Below are 24,617 nucleotides of genomic sequence, written 5' to 3' on the forward strand. Positions count from 1 at the left end.
AAAGGGCTTGAGCATTCAAGCCCTTTTTAAAATAACTGTAATATTATTTTTCGGTAATATGGTCCATACTACCATAGCTTTTAACCAGTCTTATGAATTCTGCACGGTAACCTTCCTTATCATTACCTCTCCCTTTTTCAGCAAGTTTGAGTACCAAAGGAATTTCTTTACCATTTGAGTATTCAGATTGTCTTAGGTTCATTCCGAAAAGGGCCAGGGCTGAAATGAAATTGAAATCTTCGGAAAGTTCTTTTTCAGAAGAAGTAGTAACAACCTCTTCAATTAATTTACTCTTTTCACCTTCAGGATCTTTATACCTGAATTTTACCGTTAGCAATTCTCCCGAATTCTTTGCTGTAGGAACCTGTTTGGAATATTTGTAATCATCAATATCTTTCAAAAACTTGCTTTTTACTCCGGCAGGAATTATTTCGTATACAGCAGTTACATTATGGCCGCTTCCTAATTCTCCAGCATCTTTTTTATCATCATTGAAATCTTCATCATTCAAAAGCCTGTTTTCGTATCCTATCAATCTAAAGGCTTCCACATTTTCAGGATTGAATTCCACCTGGATCTTCACATCCTTCGCGATAGTATATAGGGTTCCGCCAAATTCGGTTCCCAATATTCTCTGTGCTTCCTGCATAGAATCGATATATGCGTGATTTCCATTTCCGGCCTGGGCCAGAGTTTCCAGTTTGGAATCTTTATAATTTCCCATTCCGAAACCAAGGGCAGTTAAGAACACTCCAGATTCCCTTTTTTCTTCAATCAGATCTTTCATGGCGTTATCGCTATTCAGCCCAACATTGAAGTCACCATCGGTGGCCAGAATCACCCTGTTATTTCCACCTTTGATGAAATTTTCTGAAGCAATTTTATATGCCAGTTCGATTCCCTCACCACCGGCAGTAGAACCTCCCGCAGAAAGTTGGCCAAGTGCCTCTTCGATCTTGATCTTCTGGTCACCCGATGTTGGTTCCAGCACTACACCGGCAGCACCTGCATAAACAACGATAGAAACTTTATCCTGTTCTCTCAATTGCTGAGTAAGAAGTTTAAAAGCAGACTTCAACAGCGGTAATTTATTTTGTTGATTCATAGATCCGGAAACATCCAGCAGAAATACAAGATTTGAAGCCGGTACATTTGCCATGGGGATCTTCTTTCCCTGAATGCCAATTTTTACCAGTTTTGTATCACTATTCCATGGCGTTTGGGCGTATTCTGTCTGGATTGAAAAAGGATGTTCTCCTTTTGGCTGTTTATAATCGTAATTAAAGTAATTGATCATTTCTTCGATCTTGACAGCATCCTTTGGGATTTCAATACCATTGTTGATCATTCTTCTAATATTGCTATAACCAGCCTTGTCAACATCAATAGAAAAAGTAGAAAGGGGAGAGGCTTTCACCAGTTTAAATGTATTCTCTTCGATCTCTTTATAAGATTCATTTGCAGTAATTGGGCTCTGAGGACTCGCAACTCCTCGTAATCTAAGCCCGGGAGAATAACCGCTGACTGCGATACTCTCATTTACCATTATCACTTCATCCAAAGTGCTGGAATCTGCTTCCATAACGACATTTATCTCAGTCTTCTTCTCTACTTTTATTTTTTTTGTTTTGAAACCTATAAAGCTGAAAATAAGAATATCGCCTTCTTCGGCTTCTATGGAATATTTACCATCCATATCTGTAGTTGTTCCAGTCGATGTTCCCTTAATTATAACATTTACACCGGGAAGGGCTAGATTGTCGGTATCGGTAACTTTACCGGTAATAGTTTTTGCCTGTACATTGAGGCAAATTGCGAAAATTAAAAAGTAAAATAATCTCATAATAGTTTAATTGAGATCAGAAGGTAGGGCGACTGAAAGTTAGTATTGTAATTTCAGACTCAAATTTCAGGCCGAAAAAGGAATAGCGTAGAATTTCAGGTCTTTATCTCTGGAAATTAAACTAACTAATTAGGATTCCATTTTTTCAATTCTTGTGCAATAATTTCCGCGGCAGCCTGGCTTCCTTTTTCCGAAGGATGAAATTGATCTGGCCCGTAATAATCAAAATTATTAGTTGCTTCAAAATGCTTTTTCCAGACTTCCCCAACAGGGAATAAAAGAGCATTATTAATTTTCGCTGCTTCCCTGTGATTTTCAATCACTCCATCAAATGTATGGTAGTATTGTCGCGATGGCCAGACCATGAAATATGCCAGCTCAGCACTATTCTCCTTACATAGCTTTTTAAATTTTTTACCATATTCTATGAGAATCTCCTTCCCAAAGTCCTGTGAGGAAGGTCCTTGTTGAATTATTACAAGATCAAAATTTTCCCCGGAAATCAACTTTTGAACTATACCATCATTCCAGTGATCTATTAAGGCATAATCTGGCTTAGCGATCATTTCAGTCTGAATGTTCAAGCCTTGTTTTTTGGTAGCCTTTTCAACCAGTTTCGGAAGAGCGTTGGTATAGGTCAAACTGTTTCCGACAAATAAAATACTGAGCTCAGATTCCTGAGAATAAGAATATCTACAGGATAAAATGACCAGTAATATCAAGATGAATTTAAACCGCTTCATTTCTGAAATTAAACTGTTGAAGAAGCAAATTAAAGAATATCATTATCTATAAGCACCTGAAAAGAATCTTCCATCGTCTTTTGCATAGGTTTGAATTCTATGTCCAGATCATTTTTGATCTTGGAATTATCTGCCTTCCATTCGATATTAACATTATTCCGAATGAATTTTCTGGACAGACTTTTATTTACATAAGGACCAATTAAAAGCAACAACCATTTTGGTAATGCTTTGGTTGGTACAGGATAGTTATCACCATATTTTGGCTCCAGGGCTTCACCCAATTCAACAAAATTAGTGTTATGCGCTGAGGTAATATATCTTCCTTTCGCCGAAGGGGTGAACCCGGCCTTAAAATGTGCTTCTGCAACATCGCGAACATCTACCAGCCCGATTCCAATCTTTGGTGCGCCCATTTTAAAGGTGCCATCTCCAAGCTGTTTCAATAAGCTGAAACTTTCGGAAGTTGTAGCCTTCGGATTTAAGGGTGGCCCCATTACTAAAGATGGATTAATGGTTACCAGATCCCATTCATTTTGATCTTTATTGATCTCCCAGGCTTTTTTCTCTGCCAGCGTTTTAGAGTAGGAGTAAGGCTGGTAATCCAGAGAAGCCGTGGTGTTCCAGATATCTTCTGTAAGAACATTGTTGGGCGCATCATGAACGTCTTTAGCATCGGTATATATTGCCGCACAGCTGCTGGTTAAAACAACTCTTTTAACGCCAGGAGTTTTATTGGCCTGGCTTAAAACGTTATCGGTTCCTTTTACAGCCGGTTCTATCAATTCTTTCTGTGCATCATCAAAATCTGAAGTAAAAGGAGAAGCAGTATGGAATACCAGTTCGCAACCTTCCATAGCTTCCGCGTAGGAGCCTTCATCCATAAGATCTGATTTGAAGAATTTAATAGTTCCCGGAGAATTTTCAGCAATTCCATTCAAGTGATGCACCTTATGTTCTTTTTCTGGATCACGAACGGCCGCATGAACGGTTAAACCGTCTTCAAGCAATCTCTTTACCAGCCAGCCGGCGACATATCCTGTTGCTCCCGTAACCAGTACCGGTTTTGTCTTATCTATCATGTTCATCACTTCTTATTTTATGATTAATTGTTCTCCTAATTCAGGAATTACATAATCTACGCCTTTTTCCAGAGAAGTTCTAATAAATCCCTCGATGGGATCTTCCCAATCGTGTAAAGCAAGGGTAAATGCTCCCCAGTGAATTGGCACGGCCTTTTCAGCTTTTACGTCAATCGCTGCCTGTACAGATTCTTCAGGGAACATATGTATCTGGTGCCAGTTTTCGTTGTACTGTCCGCATTCTACAAAGGCCATATCAAAGGGACCAAGTTTTTCGCCGATCTCTTTAAAATGATCTCCGTAGCCACCGTCTCCGCTCCAGAAAATATTTTCGGTTGCGGTAGTAAAAGTGTATCCACCCCAGAGACTTTCATCGCGATCAAACAATCCTCTGCCCGAAAAATGTCTCGAAGGCACGAAATTGATCTTTACATCATTCACATCAACTGAATCCCACCAGTCCAATTCTGTGATCTTTGATTCCTCAATTTTCCATCTAAGCAAATGTTTTTTAACGCCAAGCGGAACATAGAAATGTTTCACCTTAGATCCCAATCTTTGAAAACTTTCATAATCAAGGTGATCATAATGATCATGAGAGATAAGCACCGCATCAATTTCCGGGAGTTTATCAATGATATAAAGCGTCGAATCTGAATATCTCCTGGTGCGAATTGGCCCCACAGGTGAAGCATCAGGTCCAAACATTGGATCTATCAGAATATTGGAATTATTCATTTTGAATAATCCCACAGAATGACCATACCAGATAAATTTTGTTTTGCCTTCATCCTGATCCCACAGTTCCTGATCAAATTCCTTAACCGGAAGCTCTTTTTCAGGACCTCGTTCAGCCTTGCCTTTAAAATTATCCCGAATTAATCCCGGCATCTTCTTCAAATCCATATCCAAAGTAGTTTTCTGAAGATTCCTGAATTTCTCACCATTCCACTGAGAAGATTCAGCAAAGGCAAGTTTTTCTTCTTTGGAAAGTTTTCCACCGAACTGCGGATTCAGATACAGATATCCAATTCCGTATAAAACGCCAATAATTAAGAGGGCAATTATGATTTGTGCTGTCATTTTTAATTTTTTTCTCATTGATCAAATTTCTGATACAAAGATGCGCATCATTCAGCCTTAACTTGAACACAGAATACTGAAAGGAAAACACAAATTACTGAATATTAGAATACAGGAAATAAAATATCCTTTTCAATAAAAAAGTTAATTCTGAATCCTGTATTCCTGAGGAGTAAAACCTGTTTTCGATTTAAAGAAGCGGCTGAAATAATGTGGGTAATTGTAACCGAGGCTATAGGCTATCTCACCAATGGAATCTGTGGAACCTAAAAGAAGGGTTTTGGCCTTATCTACCACAAAATCATTGATGTGGTCTTTGGCACTTCTACCGGTCTCTTTTTTTAGAAGATCGCTGAGGTAATTAGGAGAAAGGTGCAACTCATCTGCACAATATTGTATAGACGGTTGGCCAATTTCGGCTAGTTTTCCAGATTGATAATAGTCCTTTAGAAGGCTTTCCATTTGTGAAACTATATCCTTATTCTTTGCGGTTCGAGTATTAAACTGCCTTTCATAAAATCGAGTACACAAATTCAGCAAAAGTTCGAGGCTGGAAACGATCACCCGCTGACTATGATTATCGATCCTTTCCTTAACTTCCTGCCGGATCATTTTCATAATGTCTGTCACCAGAGTCTGTTCTTCATCTGAAAGGTGAAGCGCTTCGTGCACATCGTAAGAAAAGAAGGAGTAGTTCTCGATATAAGCACCAAGGGAAGTATTCCTGATAAGATCTGGATGAAAATAGATCATCCAGCCGTTTATTGGAGTCACCGGTTGTTCCTGGTTCGATTTCATCACCTGGTCTGGCCCCGTAAAGATCATGACCCCTTCGTTAAAATCATAGTGATTTCTACCATATTCAAAGGCACAGCTAGCATCCTTCAGCGCGATAGTGTAGAGGCTTGAAGAAAATCTTTTGCCAAGCCATTTATTATCCAGTTTCACCTTGGATACATCGATAATACTGATCAACGGATGCTTTGGTTTTTCTAGGCCAACCAATTCATGGAATTGGCTGATCGATCTAATTTTAAAGATATCTTCTGCCATCATACTTATTTTATACAAATTTCGACATAACGTTGAATTCAGGCTAACACAAATCCCTGATTATTAAACAGGTTTTACGTGAATTAGAGAACGATTTTGGCTTTAAACCAATTTGCATAAGTTATCTTAAGAAAAGATTGGTGAATGTTTAACAAGGCTTTGGTGATTACTGTAGGTTCGTAATGATAACTTTAGGGGAACCAAAAAATCAACAATGAAGAAAGATAATGAAAATGCAAAGAAGAAGGATCTGGAAAAGAACACATCAGATCCAGAGGGAAAAACAATGACCACAAACCAGGGAGTGAAGGTAAATGACACTAATAATTCACTTAAAGCCGGAGAACGCGGAGCCACACTTCTGGAAGATTTCATTTTAAGAGAGAAGATTACCCATTTTGATCATGAAAGAATTCCGGAGCGTATTGTACACGCAAGGGGTAGTGGAGCTCATGGTTATTTTGAATTATATGAAAGCCAAGAAAAATATACAAAGGCGGGTATTTTTACGGATACCAATAGAAGAACTCCAGTTTTTACAAGGTTTTCTACCGTCGCGGGATCTAAAGGTTCGGCCGATATGGCGCGTGATGTACGCGGATTTGCCGTAAAATTTTATACGGAAGAGGGAGTTTTTGACCTGGTTGGGAATAATATGCCGATTTTCTTTATTCAGGATGCCATGAAATTCCCGGATCTAATTCATGCCGTGAAACCTGAACCGCACCGCGAAATTCCTCAGGCGGCATCTGCACACGATACTTTTTATGACTTTGTATCGCGTACTCCGGAAACGCTGCATAATCACATATGGGCTATGAGTGACCGGGCTATTCCTAGAAGTTTAAGAATGATGGAAGGTTTCGGAATCCATACTTTTAGACTGATCAATAAAGAAGGGAAATCACATTTTGTGAAATTTCACTGGAAACCGTTATTAGGAGTAAAATCAGTAACATGGGATGAAGCTGTAAAACTTCATGGTGCAGATAGTGATTTTCATCGCCGTGATCTTTGGGATGCAATAGATTCAGGTCAGTTTCCTGAGTGGGAATTAGGAATTCAAGTGGTGCCCGAAGAAGATGAACATAAATTTGAGTTTGATCTTCTGGATCCTACTAAATTGATTCCGGAGGAAATGGTTCCGGTTCAGAGAATTGGTAAAATGACCCTGAACAGAAATCCAGATAATTTCTTTGCTGAAACCGAGCAGGTTGCTTTTCATCCAGGACACATAGTGCCGGGAATAGATTTCAGTAATGATCCATTACTTCAGGGAAGACTATTTTCATATACCGATACTCAACTTTCAAGACTTGGAAGTCCGAATTTTCATGAAATTCCAATTAATAGGCCAATAAATCCAACGCATAATAATCAGCGTGATGGTCATATGAGAATGACTGTGAATAAAGGGAACACTGCCTATTTTCCAAATTCTATGAGCGGTGGATGCCCACATATGGCTAAAATGGCCGAGGGTGGATTTACCAGTTATGAAGAAAGAATTGATGCAAACAAGGTAAGAGCAAGAAGTGAAAGTTTTAGTGATCACTTTTCTCAACCCGGAATATTCTACAGAAGTTTAGAAGACTGGGAAAAGAATCACGTAGCTGAAGCTTATTCCTTTGAACTTGGGAAGTGTAATCAGGATCATATAAAGGAGAGAATGCTCTATCTTATATATAAGATTGATGAAAGCCTCGCCAAAAAGGTTGCTGATAACCTGGGTATGAAGGTGCCTTCCAAAATTGAAAAACCGGTGAACCAGGCTATTGGTGCCGATGATGACGGGAAGAAAAATGAGCCGCAAAAAAGAAAGGATTATATAGAGAAATCTGAAGCATTAAGTCAGACCCATATTAAGGCAGAAAGCATTGCAACACGAAAAATTGCATTTTTGGTAGGAGATGGTTTTGATGCCGGCAATGTTAGTACCATGAAAACGGCGCTGGAAAAGAAGAATGCTGTAGTAAATCTTGTAGCAACTCATGGAGGTTCAGTTAAATGTACAGAAGGTGAGATGCATAAGGTAGATGCTGCATTATTGACTACAGAAAGTGTGGCTTTTGATGCGATCTACATCCCGGGAGGATCTAAAAGTGTGAAAGCTTTAAAAGACAGTGCTAAGGCTAAAAAGTTTATAAATGAAAGTTTAAAACACTGTAAGGCGATCGCGGTAGATTCAGAAGGCGAAGACTTACTTAATGAAACCTTCGGAAAAGACTTCAAGGATGACGAAGCGATATGTATCAATAAAAAACCGGCAGATTTTATAAAAGCAATTGGAATGCATAGAAACTGGAAAAGAGAAGATAAGGCTAAAATGATTCCTGCTTAAAACCTTTGAAAAATCAGGTTTAATTAAAAAAACTCCTCGCTATTTAGCGGGGAGTTTTTATTTGAGCAACTGTATAGCCGATCGCTAATTACTGGTCAAAAGACTTTCTTAACTTTTGAAATTCTTCTTCTAAAAATGAAAGCTTTTCTTTGATATCAGTGTTCCTTTTTTCTGGAATTCTGTGGTAGAAAACATACTTCATTTCCCATAATTCCTTAATTTCTGCCTGACTGATTTCTTCCTGGTCGATCCCTCGATGATCTGCTTTTAGAATTAATTTATTATTGGCCTGGTAAACTCTCCTCAATAAAATTTTATCCTTTGTCACCACAATATAAATACAGGAATTCTGCAGTTCAGAGAATTTTTTACGAGGTAATTTCTCGCCTATTATTACATCCCGGGGATATAAGCCATCATTATCTGTACTCATTTCAAGATTATCCACGACGTAAGCTCTTAATTCATCGCCATTATTTATAGGAAGGGTAATGCAGGGTAGATCGTTAATAAAGTTTGAATTATCAGAATATTTAAGGTAATCATCCTGAAGATGCGGAGTAATACAAGGTATTTTGCTAAGGTGATCCTCATGTTCTTCAACCTCGCCAGATTCGAAGTCCACCTTAAATTTTAATAATTGATTTACCGTAAGCTCTTTGGTAAGCATATCTCCAATCGGTATGCTAAAATAGTTAGCAATTTTAATAATTGTTTCAATCTTCGGTTCACTACGACCTTCTTCATATGCCCCCAGGGTACCACGTTTAAGATCAAATAATTCAGCAAATGCCTGTTGGCTAAGAGCCTTGACACTTCTGATCTTTTTAATGTTTTTTCCGAATAACGACATTTATTTGCTAATAAAATTTGCAGAATTAAAATTTTAATGTATCTTAGACTAACAATATTAGCAAACAAATTCATCAATCGCTAATATTTTTAGTTTAAATCTGTTCGAACGATTTGCTATTTAAACATCGAATTCATTCATCAATCAAAAAACGAATTAATGATCGCACTTGCTTTTTATGTCCTGACAGAGCTTGTCAAGATTCTTTAACAAAGTCTTAATACTTTTTTGTATTATTAAACTTTTAAAATTTTAGTACTAACCGTAACAACCACCTATGAAAAATCATTTCAATATTACGAGAGATTTTTTGCTGGAATTAAATTTTAATATCACCAAAGAGAATCCAGAAGATGGTCTCCTTGTAATTCAGAAAGAAAATTCCGGGATAAGAAATCTTATTGTTGGCGTAGCTCCGCCCATACTTATAATGGAGCAATATATATTTAAGATTAACAATCAGTCAGAAAAAATTTTTAAAAGTCTTTTGCAAAAGAACCGGGACATAGTCCATGGAGCTTTTGTACTGGACGAATCTGGTGAGAAAGTAATCTATAGGGACACTCTTCAAATAGAAAATATGGATCTAAATGAACTGGAAGGAAGTTTAAACTCCTTAAGTCTCTTAATGAGTGAATACTCAGATCATATCATAGAATTTTCTAAATATTAAAATTAACCGTTATGAACATTTTTAAAAGATTATTTAAAATAGGAGAAGCAGAAACAAATTCTGCCATTGATAAAATGGAGGATCCCATCAAAATGACTGAACAGGGAATTAGAGATATGAAACAGGATCTTGATAAAAGTCTGGAGGCACTGGCTCAGGTTAAGGCTTTAGCCATAAGAGCTAAAAATGATCAGGAAGAATTTCAGAATAAAGTTGATGAGTATCAGAATAAGGCTATTATTATTTTGAAAAAAGGACACTCCAAGGATATGGATGCTGCAGAAGCAGATCGTCTGGCAAAAGAAGCTCTTGTTCAAAAGGAATCTGCAGAACAACAGGTTTTGAGGGCAAAGGAGGAATCTGCGAAATTTGATAATAATGTGGCGCAGCTACAAAAGAATATACAGACAATCAAAGCCAACATCGGGAATTGGGAGAATGAATTAAAAACTCTGAAAGCTCGCGTAAAGGTGAGCAATGCTACCAAAAACCTGAATAAGCAAATGGCAGAACTGGACAGTACCGGTACTGTTTCCATGCTTGAGAGAATGAAGGAAAAAGTAGCCCAGGAAGAAGCTCTGGCTGAGGCCTATGGCGATATTGCAAATGCTTCAAAATCTATTGATGAAGAAATAGACAAAGCCGCAGATACTTCTAAAGCCAAAGCTGATGATGAGCTCGCTAAGCTTAAGCAACAATTAGGAATGAAGGATTCTAAAGACGAATAACCTTGAGTGATCTAATCAACATACTTTTTTCAGAAGTTAACGTGATCCTGAGCATCCTGTTGATTATCCTTATTCTTTACTGGATAATAACCATGATTGGCGGTCTGGATTTTGATCCAGACTTCGATATAGATGTCGATGTTGATGCAGACGTAGATGTGGACTCGGGAATCGAAGGAGGAAATATGGATTTCGAAGATATTTCCAATACCGAGATCAACCAGGAGGATGTGGTAGGGAAGAGGCGAAAACCATTAAAATGGTGGCAGATCTTCCTTATATATTTCAACTTTGTTGGCCTTCCCTTCATGTTTACGTTTACCTTCTGGATCTTTATCTGGTGGTTCATCACGGCGATTACTACGGCTATTACCTACACCCATGACAATTTTATAGGTTTCGGTATCATGATCCTGGCTATATTTCCATCCCTGTTTGTCACTAAAATCCTAACCACGCCATTCAAAGGGTTTTTTAAAAATTTGAATAAAGATGGGGATGCTCCAATTGATTATCTCGGTCGAAAAGCAGTTTTACTATCCTCAATCTCTGAAGACAGAATGGGAAATGCCGAAGTAAGCGTAGATGGTGATTCTATGTCCATCTATGTGAAATCTCTTACCGGCGAACCTCTAACCTACGGCAGCAGCATACTTATCATTAAAAGATCTGCAGACCGAAATTATTACCTAGTACAATCTTATAACGAATAACTAATATTTTTAAAATGGAATCAATTTTACCAATCATCGGAATTGGAATAGGCATATTACTGTTCCTTATCATCGTTTACTTCGCGATCATCGCGATGTTCTATAAAAAAATACCACAGGGACAGGCCCTAATCAGGACTGGTTTCGGAGGTACAAAAGTAGCTACAGACAAAGGTCTTTATACCGTCCCCGTTTTTCATAAGACTGAAATCATGGATATTTCGGTTAAGAAAATCCAGATAGAAAGGCTTGCTCATGAAGGTCTTATTTGCAAGGATAATATGAGAGCCGATATTAAAGTTGCCTTTTTTGTTCGCGTAAATAATGACATTGAGTATATCAAAAAAGTTGCTCAAACTATTGGAGTAGACCGTGCCTCCAAAATTGCTACCCTGGAAGATCTTTTTGAAGCAAAGTTTTCGGAAGCTTTGAAAACAGTAGGAAAAAAATTCGATTTTATCGAGCTCTATGAAGCGAGGAGAGAATTTCGTGATGAGATCGTAAATATTATCGGGACAGATCTTAACGGCTATACGCTTGAAGATTGTGCGATCGACTTTCTGGAGCAAACTTCTGTAAAAGAGTTAAAGCCGGATAATATCCTTGATGCTGAAGGTATCAAAAAGATCACCGAGCTTACGGCGGTTCAGAATATGAAAGCCAACCTTATCAAAAGAGATGAGGAAAAAACGATCAGAAAGCAGGATGTTGAAGCGAGGGAGGCGATCCTGGAACTTGATAAACAGTTAGCTGAAAAAGAAGAGCAGCAAAAACGTGAAATTTCGAATATCAAGGCACGTGAGGAAGCTGAGACTCTTAAAGTGAACGAAGAGGAAAGATTAAAATCTGAAAGTGCAAGAATTGCTACGGAGGAAAAAGTGAAAGTTGCTGAAGAAAACATGCAACGCCAGATCATCGTCGCGCTTAAAAATAAAGAGCGTACAGATGCTGTTGAATCTGAAAGAGTTGAAAAAGACAGATTGCTCGAAGCAACCGAAAGAGAAAGAGTAGTAACCCTTGCTCAAATTGAAAAAGAGAAAGTTGTTGAAGTCGAGAAGAAGAATATCCAGGATGTGATCCGCGATAGAGTGATGTTGGAAAAAGGTGTGGTAGAAGAGCAGGAGAACATGAAAGATATCCAGGCATTCAAGACTGCCGACAGGGATAAGCAGGTTAAAATTACTACTGCAGAAGCACTGGCTCAGGAAGATTTAATCAAAACAATCAAAGCTGCTGAGGCGCAGAAAGAGGCTGCGAAACAGAAAGCAGAGGAGATCAATATTGAAGCGCTTGCTCATAAAGAAGCCAGCCAGAAACAGGCAGAAGCTCGTAAAATACTGGCAGAAGCACAAGCTAAAGAAGAAGCAACTGTTGGTATGTCTGAAGCTCAGGTGATGCACGCTAAAGCTGATGCGAATGAGCGTCAGGGATTAGTGGAAGCTAATATCATTGAAAAGAAAGCGAAAGCCGAAGCAGCAGGTATCGAAGCGAAAGCAGATGCCAAGCGCAAGGAAGGACTTGCTGAAGCAGATGTGATCAAGGAAAAAGCTATAGCAGATGCTTCAGGAATTGAAGAAAAAGCTGCAGCAATGAAGAAACTGGATGGTGTTGGAAAAGACCACGAAGAATTCAAATTACGTCTTAATAAAGACCTGCAGATAGATCTGGCTAATATCAATATTCAGAAGGAGATCGCCGATGCTCAGGCTCAGGTGATTGGAGATGCTCTTAGAGCTGCGAAGATCGATATTGTTGGTGGTGAAACCATGTTCTTCGACCAGATCGTAGGACAGATCACCAGAGGTAAAGGCTTTGACAGACTGGTGCAGAACTCCAATAATATTCAGGAAGTGAAAAGCGCCATTTTAGGAAGTGAAGATGTAAAAGGAAATCTTCTTGAAAAAGTAAGGGATTTCGCTTCTAAGTATGGAATTTCTACTGAAGATCTTAAGAATATAAGTATTGCAAGTTTGATCACAGACCTTAAAATGAGATCAGATAACCAGGAAGAACAGACCATGTTAGGGAATCTTCTGAACCTGGCCAAAGGATTGGGAATTTCAGAAAGTACTATTCCAAGGCTTACTAAATAAACAAAAGCCGGCGTTTATCGCCGGCTCTTCTAAGCTTCATCAATCACTTTTCATCAAATTAATTTTAAAATTCAGGATAGGATATAATGGCAAAGGAACCTATAAAGGAAGAGAATGCGCAAAAACTGGATGTTGGAACGTATGAGGTCATCCAAAACCGGCTACAGAAGCAAAAGACAGAACTCCAGCAACGCCTAAAAAAACTGAACGAGGGCCGGAAGGAGGTCTTTGGTTCACTGGAAACTAAACTCATCGCCAATGACCGCATCAATACTGAAAATAACTGTATAGCCAGGGATATCGTATCTCTGGAAAATATTTGTCTTTTTGGTTATAATGTACATTTTGGATTAAGAACTGAAATTACGCTCAGCGATGTGATGAGTGTCTACGAATTCAGAGATAATAGTTTTGAAGCTGTTTCAACAGACCTTCTGAAAGATGAGGTTTTTGAAACCGATTTTAAGAATCTTTACAAGTATTACCGAAACACGATCTTTTCGAAGTTTGCCGTGATCGGGAATTACCTATATATGGTCTTTCAGTTAAGTGAAAGTGTAACCGATATAAAGACTTTTAAATGGCTTATTAAAGACGGGACGCTTCAGTATGTAGATAATCGTAGCGACCATGAATACAAGCTTCCAAAACAACATGAATTTAACTGGCAGGAAGTTTCCCGCGACATGCATCGCCAGGGAGTTTATGCCCACGTTTCAATTCTGGATCGTGTTTTTGTGGAAACCATTAGTGGAGATCTTACTATCAAGATCGAAGATAATACAGATGATGGAAAAGGCATCTATTCTGAAGAGGTTGAACATAGGGATCAAACCCTGGATGATGGTCAGTATAGATTTGCCAATCTGGGAAATCTCATCATTTTAGAAATTAAGCCCTTTCAGGAAGAACCAAGATATTTTGTTTATAATCATAAGCTGAAAGAAGTTCAGAAGATTGAAAGTATCAAGGATTCCTGTGTTTTGTTGCCAGATGATCACGGGATTATTTTTCCTACCGGATATTATTTACAGACCGGTGAATATTACATTTTTGATAATAGCATCCCAAATGTAAAATTCCAGGAAAAGGTAAGTTCTCCGAACGGCGAGGATTATCTGTATGTTTTTTACTCGCCAAATACCGGGCTATACAACCTGATGAGTTACAATGTGATCTCCCAGGAGATTCAAACTCCCATAATTTGTAATGGTTTTACTATTCTTGAAAATGGGGAATTATGCTATTTCAGAAATGAAAATGAACAAACTCGCCATCATGTGATCCAGATATGGCAAACACCGTATTTAAAAGGTGACTTTATGCCTTCTAAACATGAGGACAGTTTGCTATATAAAATCGGGAATAAGGATATCGTAAAGGCGATTGCTGAGGTTAACGGCCTTATAAATCTCTTGAATAAAGAAGATAATTATGACGGTTTGTATGCAGATCTGGCCAAGCAGTCTAAGGATATTCTGGATGCATACTACTGGATAAAAGAAGCTGAAACGCAGCAATTAAATGAACCTTTAAAAGAGATCAACCAGGCGGCGAATGCGGCGATGGATGAATTTCAGAAGGTGTTGCAATTAAAAAAGAATGCGCGCCAGAAAACCGATGAGATCGCGAAAAAAGCAGATCAGCTTTTCAGTAAAATTAAAAGCACTGGTTTTAGAAGTATCAATGACTTTGTTAATGCGCTAACTCAGCTACGTTCCTTGCGTGGAGAAGCGATAAGCCTGAAAGATATTCGATATGTAGATGAGAAATATATTGATAGTCTTGAAGAGCAAATTTCAGAACAAACCGCAAAAATTTCTGAGCGTTGTGTCACTTTTCTCCTTGATGATAAAGCTTTAAAACCTTATGAAGCGGCAGTTGCAGAAAAGGAGAGGGAATTAGGGAAGATCAGGAAAGTGATCGATGCGAGAAAACTGGAAGAAGAGGTTAATAAAATTTCCCAGGATCTGGAACTTTTAATCGAGATCGTATCAAATCTTGAGATCGAGGATACTTCTCACTCCACCAGCATTATCAATAATATCTCCCTGATCTTTGCGACGATCAATCAGTTAAAGGCAGAGATCCGGAAAAAAAGAAAATCTCTGGGTAGTGAAGAGGCGCAGGCCGATTTTGCCGCGCAGTTAAAATTGATAGACCAGAGCATTATCAATTACCTCGATATCGCAGATACTCCTGAAAAATGTGATGATTTCCAAACCAGGATTTCCATTCAGCTGGAAGAACTGGAAGGGAAATTTGCCGATTTTGAGGAATTCATCAGCTTGATCATTGAAAAAAGAGAAGAGGTTTATAATGCCTTTGAAGCTCGTAAGAACAGCCTGGTTGAAAAACGAAATAAAAAGGCGATCGCTTTACAGAATTCTGCGGAAAGGATCTTAAAAGGAGTTCGGAAAAAAGCGGAATCATTTTCTGAAATTTCAGATATCAACGCCTATTTCGCTTCAGATATATTAGTGAACAAGGCCCGTGATATCGCCAAACAGCTTCAGGAAATGGACGATAGCGGGAAAGCTGAAGAAATTCAGTCTTTACTGAAATCTGCCCGTGAAGATTCCTTGAGAAAACTGAAGGATAAGAAGGAGCTTTATGAGGATGGTGAGAATATCATTAAACTTGGAAAGCACAAGTTCGGTGTAAACAACCAGGAGCTGGATCTTACCATTGTTTATGCTGATGGCGGTCTAAAATATCATCTTACCGGAACCGATTTCTATCAGAAAATAGAAAATGAAATTTTGCTGGAATCTGAGGAATTCTGGGATCAGGATTATATTTCTGAGAATAAATATATCTACAGGGGAGCCTACCTGGCCTATAAGATTTTTCAGAAATATCAGGATGCAATAACCGGTAAAACGGAGGAGGAGTTGCTAAAACTAGTGCAGGAAGAAAGCAGTAAGGATTATTCTGAAGGTTATGTAAAAGGAGTGCACGATCTTGATGCGGCGAATATCCTTTCGGTATTTAATCAGAAATACAAGGCGCTGGATCTTCTGCGATTTCATCCCGAAATTAGAGCTTGTGCCCAGTATTTCTGGAATTTCACCGATGCAAAAGATCAGAAATATCTGAATGAAACTATAAAAGCATCGGGTGATGTATTGCAATATTTCCCCAATTCCCGGGAATATGAATTTCTCCTGAAAAAACTGAGTACGGCGATATTTGATTTTGGGGAGCAGTCTGGAATTTATGAAGCTGCATTTGCGGAAGAGGCAGCAAAATATCTTTTTGAAGAACTTCAGAATGATAACGATTTTCAGAAAAGCGGAATTGCAATTCAGATCAAAGAAGAATTTTTAAGCAAACTGAAAGAGCAGAAGGCCGATCTTAAATTCCGTAAAACTCTGGATAACCTGGAATCGAAAGAAGCCCAGGTTTCCTTGATCCGCCAATGGGTGAAGGCATTCTTGAATACTCAGGCCGGTGAAGATCTAAATCTTAATTTAAAATACGTCAACGAAGTTGTATGTCTTATCCTGTTTGAAGACGAAGCGGTGCTGAATACAAAATTCACGTCTCCATCAGAAAAGATCAGCGGCTTAAGAGGCGAACATCACTTGATCCAAAATGGGACTTACGAATTTAATTATCATGACTTTGTAGCAATCCATGAAGGATATTTCAAAATAAAGGTTCCGGCATTTCTTCAATTCAGGAAAGCAAAACATCAGGTCACTGTAGAATTGAAAGAGGATTTGAAACTGGAAGAATTCAAGCCAGGTATTTTAAGTTCTTTTGTTCGAAATAAGTTGATAGATCAGGTATATTTTCCATTATTTGGAGATAACCTGGCCAAACAACTTGGAACTGTAGGAGATCAAAAAAGAACCGACAGGATGGGACTTTTATTGCTGATTTCTCCACCGGGTTACGGGAAGACCACGCTTATGGAATATATCGCCAACCGGCTTGGTCTTGTTTTTATGAAAATAAACGGACCCGCGATTGGCCATGATATTACATCAGTAGATCCATCTTCTGCAAAAAATTCGGCAGCCAGAGAAGAATTGAAAAAGCTGAATCTTGCCTTTGAGATGGGAAATAACGTCATGTTATACCTTGACGATATCCAGCATTGCAATCCGGAGTTTTTACAGAAATTCATATCACTTTCTGACGGAACCAGGAAAATTGAAGGGATCTATAATGGTAAATCCAGGACGTATGATATGCGCGGAAAGAAATTCTGTGTTATCATGGCTGGAAACCCATATACCGAAAGCGGAGAAAAATTCAGGATTCCAGATATGCTTGCCAACCGTGCAGATATTTATAATCTGGGAGATATCATTGGGGATACTGCGCATTTGTTCAGATTGAGTCTTATTGAAAACTCCCTTACCTCTAATCCGGTGATGCACCAGTTAAGCAGTAAGAATTTCGATGATGTTTACAGGTTGCTGGATCGAATTGAAAATGGGAATCAGGAAATTCAGCTAACCGGAAATTATACGAACCAGGAGATTCAGGAATATATATCGGTGCTTGAAAAGATCATCAAGATCAGGGATACAGTATTGAAGGTGAACGCGGCCTACATTAGAAGTGCTGCCATGGAAGATGAATACAGGACCGAGCCGTCATTTAAGTTGCAGGGATCTTACAGGGATATGAATAAACTTGTGGCGAAGGTGGTGCCGGTGATGAACGATCAGGAATTAAAAACCCTCGTGCTTTCTCATTATGAAAGCGAATCTCAAACACTCACCTCTTCTGCGGAAGCGAATTTATTGAAGTACAAGGAACTTGTGAATCAATTAAGTGCTGAAGAAAAAGTACGTTGGGAAAATATTCGTGAAACTTTTCAGAAAAATAACAAGCTGAAAGGATTTGGCGATAAAAATGAAATGGCCCAGGTATTATCCCAGATGATGCAGTTTTCGGAAAATCTTGAGGGAATTCGGATAGCTTTACAGAATGGATTTCAGAAATAAATTTATTCTAAAACTGACTAAAATAAAAAAGCACCCTGATTAGGGTGCTTAATTTTTTTTATCAAAGATCTATTTAGAACCCTGACTTGCTTTAATTTGACCACATGCTACCGGCAACGATGGCATTCCATCCATTCCGTGTAGAACGATCGCCTTATTTTGAAGAGGTGTAATATCTTTAGTTACATTTTCATAGGTCATTTCGAACTCTAAGTTTCCATCTTCATCTGCTTCAGGAAATGGTTGCAGAGTAAGCAAAATACCTCCATAAAAAGGTGCTCCTTCACCAACAGTGATCAGTCCATCACCATCCACATCTGCAGAAGCAGGCGGGCATTTGGCATTGCCTTCATTCGCTGTGAATCCATGAATATGTTGGGCATGAGCCCCAGGCTCTAATCCGCTGGCAGAGATCTTTACGGTAAGGTTAACGCCATCAAGAGTCAATTCTGCGGTACCTGCAACCCCGGAGCTATTCAATTCTCCAAAATTCACAGTGTACATTTTGGCTTTGGCGCCATTGTTAGGAATGTCCTTAGTTTCATAATGAGCATCTACAGAATTGATTTCTTCCATTCCCGTTTCCTCTTTGGAACATCCTACGGAAAGAATCATAATAGATGATAGCATTACCAGGTAATAAATTTTTAAAGTCTTCATAATTTAAATGTTTTTAGTTATATGAATACTTACGGGAGATTTAAGGAGCGCGGTTTTACGTAAATAGTTAATATTCAGTTAAATAGAATTTTTGTAAGTGGTTCTTTTCAAGTAGATTTTGGTTTTACGGATAAAGGGGTAACATTGAAAGTTGAGAGGTAAATATCTAAAGAAAATAAATATTCAATATTTTTTAATTTCTGATATTGATTTTCAATTAAGGATAAAATGGAGGAGAGACAGCCAAATTTTCAAGCCAGATCTAAAATTTGTAAAACTGTTATAATTTTATCTTTCAATTTCTGAGAAAATTGATGCAACTTACTCCACAATAAATTAAAAGATCAAGTTTATGGCTTCAGGCTTTTTTGCACTGTTAGATGATATAGCGGCTTTGATGGACGACGTCGCGGTAATGGGAAAGGTAGCTGGTAAAAAAACAGCGGGAATCCTAGGAGATGACCTGGCAGTAAATGCCGAAAAAGCTTCGGGTTTCATCTCTTCCAGAGAGATCCCGGTTTTATGGGCTATCACCAAGGGTTCATTCTTAAATAAACTTATTATTCTACCAGTAGCATTTTTACTTAGTGCATTTGTACCACTGGCAATAAAGATCATATTAATTCTGGGTGGATTGTACCTTGCCTATGAGGGAGCAGAGAAGATCTATGAATATATCTTTCCGCATGCACATCCTTCTGAAAAGCCAAAACTTGAAAAAGTCACTAAAGAGGAAGCCCTGGCCCGGGAACAGGAGAAGATCAAATCGGCTATTATTACAGACTTTATCCTTTCGGTTGAGATCGTGATCATCGCATTGGGAACGGTTTCTGGAGAACCTATCGCCACACAGATTATAGTGGTTTCATTAATAGCATTGGTCGCTACTGTGGGGGTGTATGGGATTGTGGCCCTTATCGTTCGAATGGACGAATTTGGTGCTAAACTGATTAATCTGAATGATAGAACCGATAGTTTTTCAGACAAGGTCGGTAATTTCCTGGTTAATGCTTTGCCATGGGTGATAAAAAGTCTTGGCCTGATAGGAACCATAGCTTTGATGCTGGTTTCAGGAGGTATTTTTGTACATAATATTCATTTTCTTCATGGTATCCTCGAAAATATCCCTTCCATTATTTTAGAATTTTGCATAGGATTGATCGTAGGATTTATAGTTCTTTTGATCATAAATCTCGGTAAGAAAGTCTGGAGCTCTGTTTTTAAAAAGTAACCCGATTTTTCATGTCCAATTCTTGGCTTTCTATTTCTAATATTTTATAGAATTGAAAATTTATAATAATATACTTTCGAAGGATTTGATTGCATTTTGATTGTCAAATACTCGTGAATTCAATTAAAATATTGAACAATAGTTAAAGTTTGTATTTAAGTTAGAAAATATTGGTAATCAGTTAACTAAATTGTTAAACATATTTGATTTTAAGTTATATTCGGTTCTTTGAAAATTGACTTTAAAGTCAAAAAGTTAATTAATCACAAACCAAATAAAATTTTATGAAAAACTTAAACAATCTTTTTCCGAAGACATGGAAAAATAGATCGGGATCCTCTTTTTTCAGCAGTCGAAATTTCAGGAATTTATGTATGTTTGGAATTGGAGTGACGCTCTTTACTGCCTGTACCTCAGATACCGAAAATGTGCAAACTCCTGAGCAGGATGGCATAAAAACAGATTCTTTTGTTTTAGATCAATCGAATGATTTTCAAATCATTGATGCTAAATCAGCAGATCTAAGTGGGAATTTAGATAAAGCTACAGAAGCTGGTGGCTCAGATCGTGGTCGTTTCAATATTACTTTCAGGTATTTAACATCTACAACCGAAAGACAAAGAGAAGTATTTGATTTGGCCAGGGAGCGATGGGAACGTATAATCATCAAAGATTTGTATTCTATATCTGGAGAAGTAATTCCTTCGGCTTTTGCGACATTGGGTGTTCCGCCAATTATTACTGCAGAAGAAGGAGTTATTGATGATCTTGTGATTGAAGTTGTGATCGATGAAATAGATGGACCCGGAAATATACTTGGTCAGGCAGGTCCAAGATTTGTTAGAATTCCTGAATTAACAACCATCAGTGGTGTTATGTTTTTTGATGTCCAGGATTTAGATTTATTGGAGGAGTATGACCTGTTTGAAGAAGTTATTATTCATGAAATGGGACATGTTTTAGGTATTGGAACGCTTTGGAATATTAACATACCAGCATTAGGAGTAGCGAGAACCCTGCGCGAGGGGACAGGTGTTGATCCATATTATGTAGGCGAGCAGGCAAATGTTTTCTGGAATGCAGAAGGTGGATTGTATGAATTGCCAATAGAGGATATGTTTGGTGGAGGAACCAGAAATAGTCACTGGAGAGAATCAGCTTTGGATAATGAACTAATGACTGGTTTCCTTAATCTTGGCGAGAATCCTTTAAGTCGTATTACCGCAGGTTCTGTGCAGGATCTTGGATATGGTACTGCAAGGGTTGGTGAAAGTTACGATCTGCCTAGAGGTACTGAAGGTGTAGAAGTAGGTGGAACCGATTCTGAAAAAACTGAAGGTCTTAATATTGGTGAAATGGAAGAATTACTTCAACCAATTGGTGGGGTAAGAGTTAAAAAGTAATAAGGTTTATTTGGGGTTAAATACAGAATTTAATCTCATCAATAAAAAGTTTGGTCTGATCTCATGGTTGGGCCAAACTTTTTTTCATTCAACCAAATCCAAAATTATCTACCACCTAAAGAACCCTCGATCTTTTTATAATCACCTGCAAGGCTGGTTCCCCAAGACCAGCAATAGGTGAGAACTTCAATATCTTCGGGTTTTTCAGGTTTGATAGATAACATTTTATCATTGATGCCCAGCAGGATCTTCTTTCCTTTTATTAGGGTAGTATAAAGATTGTCACTTTTCTTGTTAAGATTCATTTCAAAAGTTAATCTCTGTTTCCTTTTACCGGAGCTAACCTTTAAGTGAAAATCTTCACTGAAATTTTTTTTAAAACAAATTGTGATCTGTTCTTCGGCAGGAAGATCTTTAGAAATATAGCATCCCGTGATAGGTGAGAATTCTTGAAGATTTTTCATATCCCCTAACTCGATTATTTCTGAGATTTTCGGAATTATGATTTCTGAATGGGCACTGGTATTGTCACATCCCGAAGATTGGAATGCTATTATCATTATAAAGACTAATTCTTTAAATCTCATATTAAAATCAATTCAACAAAAACAGGATCTAAAGGAAATAATGAATTCCGTCTAAGATTTCATCGTTACGAATATTCCTTATTTTTTATTATGGGGGAGGTGGTTATTTCAACCGGTAAGACATCAAAACTGTTCACTATGATCCTGTGCCTTTTAAGATTTATGAATTGAATTATAATTATCAAAACAAAAGGTATTACAGCAATAGTTAAAAAAACAATTTCCCATGTAAAACTGGTCTTTAAGATCCCAAGCAGGCTTGCACCGGTAGCCCGGCCCATATTAGATAATGCCATATAAAGTGTGAATTGTGTAGCTGCGACAGTTTTCCAGCATAGGTGCATGGCAGATGCGAAGATAGCGATGCATAAAAAAGTATAGAGCGTGCAATAAGATAATATAAAGGCGATCATTATAAAAAAGCTGCTCCAGAGATTAGTTATAAAAGCAAAAGCACCTATTAGAATGGTTAGTAAAATAAGGTATATGGTGAGCATTTTTATTTTACCAAAATAATCTACCATATAACCTCCTATGAACATCCCTAAAAAGCCGCCAATCACATTGGTGGTAGAGAGTACATTCGAAAAATATGAATTTGTCCAACCTAATTCCTGTATACTAAAGATGGGAAGCAGCGTGTCTACCAGGCCGTACATTATTCCTAAAATAAAAATCCCGATACAGAGGATCAAACTGGATTTTAGTTTCACTACTTTATAAAGACTTTTAAAGATATGCATCCAGCTTTTCAATTGTGTTTTTTTAGAAATTAATGAAGCCTTTCCCGGAGTCCAGGGAAGTAATTTTTCGCCTGCACGTTCCCTAAAAAATAGCGGAAAGATCATAATTGCTGCTACTACCAGGGAAAGTGAGGAGACAGCAAATGAAAAGCCGAAATTATTTATTAGCCAGGTCCCAGTAATTAAAGAAAGAGAAAGACCTATGGTTTTTGATCCCCACATAAGGCCGTTCGCTCTGGCTTGTTCCTTTCTTGGTATTACTTCTACAGCCATTCCGTCTGTGGCAACATCCTGAAATGCTCCAAAGAAATTAACCAGAAAACCCGCGATCATCAATCCGGTGATATTATTCATGGGATCGTGCACCAGGCCGAGATTTAAAAAACTAAGTATCAAACCTATCTGACCAAAGATCACCCAGGGACGTTTTCTTCCCATCGATAAAAGAGTAAAACGGTCCATTAGGGGTGCTATTAGGATTTTAAAACTCCAGGGAATGAGCATAACACTAACCAAAGCAGCGATTTCCATAGGTGATTTACCATTCATTGCCAGCCAGGCAGGTAAAGCGATATAAGTGATCCCCTCAGGAATTCCCTGTGCTGCATATAATGCCGAAAACGTAGCATATCTTGTGATGGCATTATCAGATAAATTTCTGTCTAATCTATTTTTTGCGCTGTTAAATTTCCCCCTCATATTTTCAGATTTTAAGATTAGTAGATTTAATTATACAGCTGATGATTTTTTTTGCCTTGAGTTTAATTCAAATACATTTTGGCTTTAATAACTATTCAGAATTTTGATTGATGTTTTAATGACCCTCTAAATGAACTTTTCTTTTTGCTAATAGATCTCTAAATATGAAAAGAGAGGTTATGCAATTCTTGTGATGACTAGTAAAGCATACTCAAGATGATTATAAATGATCTTTAAAAAAGGGTTGCCAATACCGACAACCCATTTAGAATGGCTAATTACTCATTTCAGTATTTAGTTTGAATGTGTAGGACCAGCTATTTTGTAATGTGTCAAACCAAACTTCCCATAATTCGGCCGCTTTTTCTTCCCCCACAAGGTCGGTATAGATCTTTGCAGGGCTGTCCCGTTCAATATCCATATCGGCATATTTTGTAAAGGGTTCAGCAATCATAAAGTCTGGAGTATCGGGGCCTCCATATTCTATATTATACCATAAACCCCTGGGCTGTCCTTCTTTCTTTTTGATAGCATCGTTCACAGCGTTTATTACCTCTTCAAAAGCGTATTCTTTATGTACTTCGTAATAGTTTACCCGAATGTATTTTGCCTCTTCAGGGAAAGTTCTGCTTATATCAGGCATACTTCGTGCAATTCTTGAATTCACCTTTTCGATGTGAGGCATAATTAGATTCAGAAGTATTACATAACATTCATTACTGGCCTCATCTTCTCTGTCCATTTCTGCCCAGTTCGGTATCATTCCAGACATAACATAAAGGTTTCCAACGCCTTGCTGCCTGTGCCACATGTTCCATTTGTCCTTTCCATTGTTTTCAAGGTAACATGATTTCCAGCTTTTTACACCTTCGATAAATTGGGCATGATGCCCCTGCTTCACCGTGATTTCTGTAGTGGTTAATATTTCACTCTCACCATTCTGGGCGGTAAGTATGCTTAGGCTGAATACGGCTAGGAAGGCCGTAATAATTAATCTAATTGTTTTCATAAATTATCTAGTTATAATAAAAACCGTTAATAAGAATCTAATTAACTGATAATCAATGATTAAAATAAATGATATGGGACGAAAGCATTGCTGCACTGTCCGGAAAGGAAATTTTA

General features: G+C 38.0%; 18 protein-coding genes. 8 read left to right on the forward strand and 10 right to left on the reverse strand.

Going from position 1 to position 24,617, the window contains the following annotated elements; all coding sequences use genetic code 11:
- Positions 1-43: 43 nt before the first annotated feature.
- From G3I01_RS08595 to G3I01_RS08615, 5 genes are all read right to left on the reverse strand, one after another.
- Complete coding sequence (locus tag G3I01_RS08595; protein WP_219546972.1) at positions 44-1,843, reverse strand: VWA domain-containing protein; 1,800 nt, start codon at positions 1,841-1,843, stop codon at positions 44-46.
- A gap of 125 nt (positions 1,844-1,968) precedes the next feature.
- Positions 1,969-2,586 carry an SGNH/GDSL hydrolase family protein gene (locus G3I01_RS08600; protein ID WP_219546974.1) on the reverse strand — a complete coding sequence of 206 codons (618 nt, stop codon included), beginning with the start codon at positions 2,584-2,586 and terminating at the stop codon, positions 1,969-1,971.
- Positions 2,587-2,615: 29 nt separating this feature from the next.
- Positions 2,616-3,674: an NAD-dependent epimerase/dehydratase family protein gene (locus tag G3I01_RS08605; protein WP_257710554.1), complete on the reverse strand. Its 1,059-nt coding sequence runs from the start codon at positions 3,672-3,674 to the stop codon at positions 2,616-2,618.
- A 6-nt stretch (positions 3,675-3,680) separates the two neighbouring features.
- Positions 3,681-4,751 carry an MBL fold metallo-hydrolase gene (locus G3I01_RS08610; RefSeq protein ID WP_219546976.1) on the reverse strand — a complete coding sequence of 357 codons (1,071 nt, stop codon included), beginning with the start codon at positions 4,749-4,751 and terminating at the stop codon, positions 3,681-3,683.
- Positions 4,752-4,895: 144 nt separating this feature from the next.
- Entirely contained in the window at positions 4,896-5,807 is a 912-nt protein-coding gene (locus G3I01_RS08615; RefSeq protein ID WP_257710555.1) for a response regulator transcription factor, read from the reverse strand.
- A 211-nt stretch (positions 5,808-6,018) separates the two neighbouring features.
- Here G3I01_RS08615 and G3I01_RS08620 point away from each other — a divergent pair, with 211 nt between their 5' ends.
- A complete protein-coding gene (locus G3I01_RS08620; protein ID WP_219546978.1) occupies positions 6,019-8,145 on the forward strand; it encodes a catalase in 2,127 nt (708 codons plus the stop codon).
- Positions 8,146-8,233: 88 nt separating this feature from the next.
- Here G3I01_RS08620 and G3I01_RS08625 read toward each other — a convergent pair whose 3' ends face one another.
- A complete protein-coding gene (locus G3I01_RS08625; RefSeq protein ID WP_219546980.1) occupies positions 8,234-8,998 on the reverse strand; it encodes a helix-turn-helix transcriptional regulator in 765 nt (254 codons plus the stop codon).
- Between the two features lie 277 nt (positions 8,999-9,275).
- Here G3I01_RS08625 and G3I01_RS08630 point away from each other — a divergent pair, with 277 nt between their 5' ends.
- The 5 genes from G3I01_RS08630 (at position 9,276) to G3I01_RS08650 (ending at position 18,169) form a co-directional block, all read left to right on the forward strand.
- Entirely contained in the window at positions 9,276-9,671 is a 396-nt protein-coding gene (locus G3I01_RS08630) for a YbjN domain-containing protein (protein ID WP_219546983.1), read from the forward strand.
- Positions 9,672-9,682: 11 nt separating this feature from the next.
- Entirely contained in the window at positions 9,683-10,399 is a 717-nt protein-coding gene (locus tag G3I01_RS08635; protein ID WP_219546984.1) for a PspA/IM30 family protein, read from the forward strand.
- A 2-nt stretch (positions 10,400-10,401) separates the two neighbouring features.
- Entirely contained in the window at positions 10,402-11,112 is a 711-nt protein-coding gene (locus G3I01_RS08640) for a hypothetical protein (protein ID WP_219546985.1), read from the forward strand.
- Positions 11,113-11,126: 14 nt separating this feature from the next.
- Positions 11,127-13,205, forward strand: coding sequence for an SPFH domain-containing protein (locus tag G3I01_RS08645; RefSeq protein ID WP_219546986.1), 2,079 nt, complete (start codon positions 11,127-11,129; stop codon positions 13,203-13,205).
- 86 nt (positions 13,206-13,291) lie between these two features.
- The gene (locus G3I01_RS08650; protein ID WP_219546987.1) at positions 13,292-18,169 is read left to right on the forward strand and encodes a DNA repair ATPase; all 4,878 of its coding nucleotides are present in this window, start codon (positions 13,292-13,294) and stop codon (positions 18,167-18,169) included.
- A 69-nt stretch (positions 18,170-18,238) separates the two neighbouring features.
- Here the strand turns inward: G3I01_RS08650 and G3I01_RS08655 are convergent, their stop codons facing one another.
- On the reverse strand, positions 18,239-18,829 hold the full coding sequence (locus G3I01_RS08655; protein WP_219546988.1) for a hypothetical protein: 591 nt from the start codon (positions 18,827-18,829) through the stop codon (positions 18,239-18,241).
- Between the two features lie 352 nt (positions 18,830-19,181).
- Here G3I01_RS08655 and G3I01_RS08660 point away from each other — a divergent pair, with 352 nt between their 5' ends.
- Both G3I01_RS08660 and G3I01_RS08665 read left to right on the forward strand, forming a co-directional pair.
- Complete coding sequence (locus G3I01_RS08660) at positions 19,182-20,060, forward strand: DUF808 domain-containing protein (protein WP_219546990.1); 879 nt, start codon at positions 19,182-19,184, stop codon at positions 20,058-20,060.
- A 284-nt stretch (positions 20,061-20,344) separates the two neighbouring features.
- The gene (locus G3I01_RS08665) at positions 20,345-21,463 is read left to right on the forward strand and encodes a leishmanolysin-related zinc metalloendopeptidase (protein WP_219546992.1); all 1,119 of its coding nucleotides are present in this window, start codon (positions 20,345-20,347) and stop codon (positions 21,461-21,463) included.
- Positions 21,464-21,567: 104 nt separating this feature from the next.
- Here G3I01_RS08665 and G3I01_RS08670 read toward each other — a convergent pair whose 3' ends face one another.
- The 3 genes from G3I01_RS08670 to G3I01_RS08680 all read right to left on the reverse strand — a co-directional run bounded on the left by G3I01_RS08670 (position 21,568) and on the right by G3I01_RS08680 (position 24,501).
- On the reverse strand, positions 21,568-21,927 hold the full coding sequence (locus G3I01_RS08670) for a hypothetical protein (protein WP_219546994.1): 360 nt from the start codon (positions 21,925-21,927) through the stop codon (positions 21,568-21,570).
- A gap of 188 nt (positions 21,928-22,115) precedes the next feature.
- Positions 22,116-23,492, reverse strand: a complete 1,377-nt coding sequence (locus G3I01_RS08675) for an MFS transporter (protein WP_219546996.1) — start codon at positions 23,490-23,492, stop codon at positions 22,116-22,118.
- Between the two features lie 274 nt (positions 23,493-23,766).
- Positions 23,767-24,501: a hypothetical protein gene (locus G3I01_RS08680; protein WP_219546998.1), complete on the reverse strand. Its 735-nt coding sequence runs from the start codon at positions 24,499-24,501 to the stop codon at positions 23,767-23,769.
- Between the last annotated feature and the right edge of the window lie 116 nt (positions 24,502-24,617).

The sequence above is a fragment of the Gramella sp. MT6 genome, assembly GCF_019357415.1.
Taxonomy (GTDB): Bacteria; Bacteroidota; Bacteroidia; order Flavobacteriales; family Flavobacteriaceae; genus Christiangramia.

Coding starts and splice junctions, on each gene's coding strand:
- G3I01_RS08600 (WP_219546974.1), bottom strand. CDS start 2,586: ATGAAGCGGTTTAAATTCATCTTGATATTACTGGTCATTTTATCCTGT.
- G3I01_RS08625 (WP_219546980.1), bottom strand. CDS start 8,998: ATGTCGTTATTCGGAAAAAACATTAAAAAGATCAGAAGTGTCAAGGCT.
- G3I01_RS08645 (WP_219546986.1), top strand. CDS start 11,127: ATGGAATCAATTTTACCAATCATCGGAATTGGAATAGGCATATTACTG.
- G3I01_RS08620 (WP_219546978.1), top strand. CDS start 6,019: ATGAAGAAAGATAATGAAAATGCAAAGAAGAAGGATCTGGAAAAGAAC.
- G3I01_RS08630 (WP_219546983.1), top strand. CDS start 9,276: ATGAAAAATCATTTCAATATTACGAGAGATTTTTTGCTGGAATTAAAT.
- G3I01_RS08605 (WP_257710554.1), bottom strand. CDS start 3,674: ATGAACATGATAGATAAGACAAAACCGGTACTGGTTACGGGAGCAACA.
- G3I01_RS08680 (WP_219546998.1), bottom strand. CDS start 24,501: ATGAAAACAATTAGATTAATTATTACGGCCTTCCTAGCCGTATTCAGC.
- G3I01_RS08650 (WP_219546987.1), top strand. CDS start 13,292: ATGGCAAAGGAACCTATAAAGGAAGAGAATGCGCAAAAACTGGATGTT.
- G3I01_RS08670 (WP_219546994.1), bottom strand. CDS start 21,927: ATGAAAAATCTTCAAGAATTCTCACCTATCACGGGATGCTATATTTCT.
- G3I01_RS08615 (WP_257710555.1), bottom strand. CDS start 5,807: ATGATGGCAGAAGATATCTTTAAAATTAGATCGATCAGCCAATTCCAT.
- G3I01_RS08655 (WP_219546988.1), bottom strand. CDS start 18,829: ATGAAGACTTTAAAAATTTATTACCTGGTAATGCTATCATCTATTATG.
- G3I01_RS08665 (WP_219546992.1), top strand. CDS start 20,345: ATGAAAAACTTAAACAATCTTTTTCCGAAGACATGGAAAAATAGATCG.
- G3I01_RS08635 (WP_219546984.1), top strand. CDS start 9,683: ATGAACATTTTTAAAAGATTATTTAAAATAGGAGAAGCAGAAACAAAT.
- G3I01_RS08675 (WP_219546996.1), bottom strand. CDS start 23,492: ATGAGGGGGAAATTTAACAGCGCAAAAAATAGATTAGACAGAAATTTA.
- G3I01_RS08595 (WP_219546972.1), bottom strand. CDS start 1,843: ATGAGATTATTTTACTTTTTAATTTTCGCAATTTGCCTCAATGTACAG.
- G3I01_RS08660 (WP_219546990.1), top strand. CDS start 19,182: ATGGCTTCAGGCTTTTTTGCACTGTTAGATGATATAGCGGCTTTGATG.
- G3I01_RS08610 (WP_219546976.1), bottom strand. CDS start 4,751: ATGACAGCACAAATCATAATTGCCCTCTTAATTATTGGCGTTTTATAC.